The following is a 3,013-nucleotide window of genomic DNA, read 5'->3' as shown; positions in this document are numbered from 1 at the left end:
CCAAGTCCTTATCCCAGTACTTCCTAAAAACAGTGTAATCATGATGGATAATGCAACTGTTTCACAAGAAACAGAGTATTCAACAAGTCATCATCGATGAGGGGCATATGGTGGAATATTTGCCTACCTATTCGCCAGATCTTAATCCAATTGAACATAAATGGGCACAAGCTAAATGCAAAAAAAGAGCACTCGGATGCGACACAGATATTTTGTTTGCACTCAATATGATGTAATCAAAATTAAGTCGCTTAGCTATATATGAAATCCAACATACCGAACCTCTAGTAGGCGCCAATATTTCCGATTTATTAAAAGATGATCACCAAGAAGTCTTATTCTGGCCAAAAACAGAATTTATTATCACTTATATTGAATATATTGACCATAATAGAAGTTTAACTGTTCGAATGAACACCGCCAATATTGAACAACATGAATGGGATAATCACTTATACGCTTTATTTTGATTCTATGTATAATAGAAATAATCGCTGCTAATATTTAGCCATTAATTTTATTTACAAGGTGTTGCTAATTTAACATGTTAGCTTCAGAAAATAGTGGAATTTATTCGGTTAGCCAACTTAATCAATCGGTTCGGCAATTACTTGAACTTCAAATTGGCAGAATTTGGCTTAATGCAGAAATCTCTAATTTTTCTCAGCCAGCTTCCTACCACTGGCATTTCACCTTAAAAGATGAAAAAGCGCATCTACATGCTGCAATGTTTCGCGGCCAAAATATTCGCGTGAATTTTCGACCACAAAATGATCAACAAGTGTTAGTTCGAGCGACTGTTACCATGTACGAGCCAAGAGGAGAATATCAATTAATTATCGAAAATATGCAACCTGCCGGTGACGGAATATTACAACAATAATTTGAGATATTGAAACAGAAAATTTCAGCTGAAAGACTATTCGCAAAACATTACAAAAAAGCACTACCAATGCCGGCCAAACGCTTGGGGGTTATTACCTCAGCAACAGGCGCTGGATTACATGATATTTTAAATATCTTAAAACGCCGCCATCCTTCATTACCTGTCATTATTTATCCCACCGCCGTGCAAGGAGAAGATGCACCACGACAAATTATTCGTGCTATTGAGTTGGCCAATCATCGCCAAGAGTGTGATGTCCTGATTGTCGGCCGAGGTGGTGGTTCATTGGAAGATTTATGGGCTTTTAACGATGAAAGAGTCGCCAGAGCAATTTTTGCTAGTCAGTTACAATTATTGCAGCGGTTGGTCATGAAACCGATGCAACGATGTAACTATTGCTGATTTTGTTGCCGATTTACGAGGCCCAACACCCTCAGCTGCGGCAGAATTAGTGAGTCGCAATCAACAAGAATTACTCCGTCAGTTACTTGAACAAAAACAGCGATTAGAAATGGCGATGGACTATTTCATCGCGCGTAAACTACGTATCTTTGGTCAATTACAACATAAATTACAGCAGCAACATCCTGCACTACGGATAACGCGCCAATACAATTATCTGATCCAATTACAACAAAAACTTGTTAACGCCAAACAACAATATTTGCAGCAAATAAATCGTCGGCAATATAACCTTGAACAACGTTTAATACTATGTGATCCGCGGCCACAACTACAAAATTGTCGCCAACGTTATATTCAGAATAAATTTCAATTAAAACAATTAATTACTTAAATACTAAGCCAATATCGTGAAAAATTTAGCATCAGTTGTTCCCGCCTTGAAGCAGTAAGTCCATTAGCAACATTAGCTCGTGGTTATAGTATTAGTGAATCACCTAATGGACAGGTTTTAACCAAAACACAACAAATAAATATTGGAGAAACATTAAAAACTCGCTTACAAGACGGTTGGCTTGAAAGTAAAATCTTATCGATCAATAAAATTGCTTAATCCAAAGAAATTATCATCTATCAATATGATTTATTAGCCTTATATTAATTAACATATAAGGCGACAAAAATTTATTGAACATCAAAATCAGGAAAATATTTTTTATTATCATCTAGCATCAAGATAAAAGCATATTCCAATGCTGTATCTTTTTAGACTATTAAATCGACCCGATTTTCCACCATGACCGGCTTCCATATTTGTTTCCACTAATAAGACCGTATTACCTACTTTATATTCCCTTAATTTAGCCACCCATTTGGCCGGCTCCCAATATTGGACTTGGGAATCATATAACCCCGTCATAATCAGTAAATTTGGGTAACGTTGATGTTTAATATTATCATAAGGGCTGTAAGATTTTAGCCGAAAATAAGCGTCCCGCGCAGCGGGATCACCCATTCATCATATTCACCAGTTGTTAATGGAATAGAAGGATCAAGCATGGTTGTCAAAACATCGACAAAAGGAACTTGAGCGAGAACGCCTCGATAGAGTTCCGGTGCCTGGTTAATTACCGCCGCCATCAATAAACTACGAGCACTTCCACCCATTGGATATACCCGTTTGGGATCATCATACCCCTTTGCAATCAATATTTTGGTTGCATCAATAAAATCACTAAAACTATTGGCTTTATTTTCAACCTTCCGTTCTTGATACCAGGCTTTGCTTAAATCGCCACCACCACGAACATGCACTATTGCATAGACAAATCCCCTATCCAATAAACTCAAACGCGGTGAACTAAAAACCGGATCCACATTGATACCATAAGCACCATAGCCATGAATCAAAATCGGATTTTTGCTTTTTTGCCATCGATCTTTACGATATACCAACGAAACTGGAACTTTAGTGCCATTTTTTACCTGAACCCAGATACGTTCACTGCTATAGCTAAGCGACTTAATTTTGATGACATTATTTATATAAGCTATTCAATTGATTTTAGACGTAAAGTGATATTTACGATAGAAGAAGAAGGGTTGAGCATCCGAGAAACAGCGAAACAATTTCGGATTGGCTCTGCATCTGTATCGCGTTGGATTAATCAAATAGAGCCAAAAGCATCGACTACGCGTCATCGAAAAATCGATAAATCCGAGTTG

2 protein-coding genes and 2 pseudogenes are annotated in these 3,013 nt (G+C 37.3%); 3 read left to right on the top strand and 1 reads right to left on the bottom strand.

The genetic code is table 11. From position 1 onward, the window contains the following. Positions 1 to 50 precede the first annotated feature (50 nt). Together ARSQ2_RS10640 and xseA are read left to right on the top strand one after the other, a co-directional pair. Positions 51 to 236 carry a transposase gene (locus ARSQ2_RS10640; protein ID WP_202880421.1) on the top strand — a complete coding sequence of 62 codons (186 nt, stop codon included), beginning with the start codon at positions 51 to 53 and terminating at the stop codon, positions 234 to 236. A 308-nt stretch (positions 237 to 544) separates the two neighbouring features. Then, positions 545 to 1,901 (top strand): annotated as a pseudogene (gene xseA, locus ARSQ2_RS10635) (exodeoxyribonuclease VII large subunit). Between the two features lie 71 nt (positions 1,902 to 1,972). Here xseA and ARSQ2_RS10630 read toward each other — a convergent pair. After that, positions 1,973 to 2,800: pseudogene (locus tag ARSQ2_RS10630) on the bottom strand (prolyl oligopeptidase family serine peptidase); the annotation flags it as partial. Here ARSQ2_RS10630 and ARSQ2_RS13270 point away from each other — a divergent pair. Next, positions 2,690 to 3,013 (top strand): IS630 transposase-related protein (locus ARSQ2_RS13270; protein ID WP_238334471.1); only part of this gene is annotated, 324 nt, incomplete at its 3' end. The pseudogene ARSQ2_RS10630 and the gene ARSQ2_RS13270 overlap by 111 nt on opposite strands.

It is taken from the genome of Arsenophonus endosymbiont of Bemisia tabaci Q2 (genome assembly GCF_902713415.1).
Lineage (GTDB): Bacteria > Pseudomonadota > Gammaproteobacteria > Enterobacterales > Enterobacteriaceae > Arsenophonus.
The sequence above is the reverse complement of the archived record's forward strand: the minus strand, read 5'-3'. Positions and strand labels throughout refer to the sequence as shown.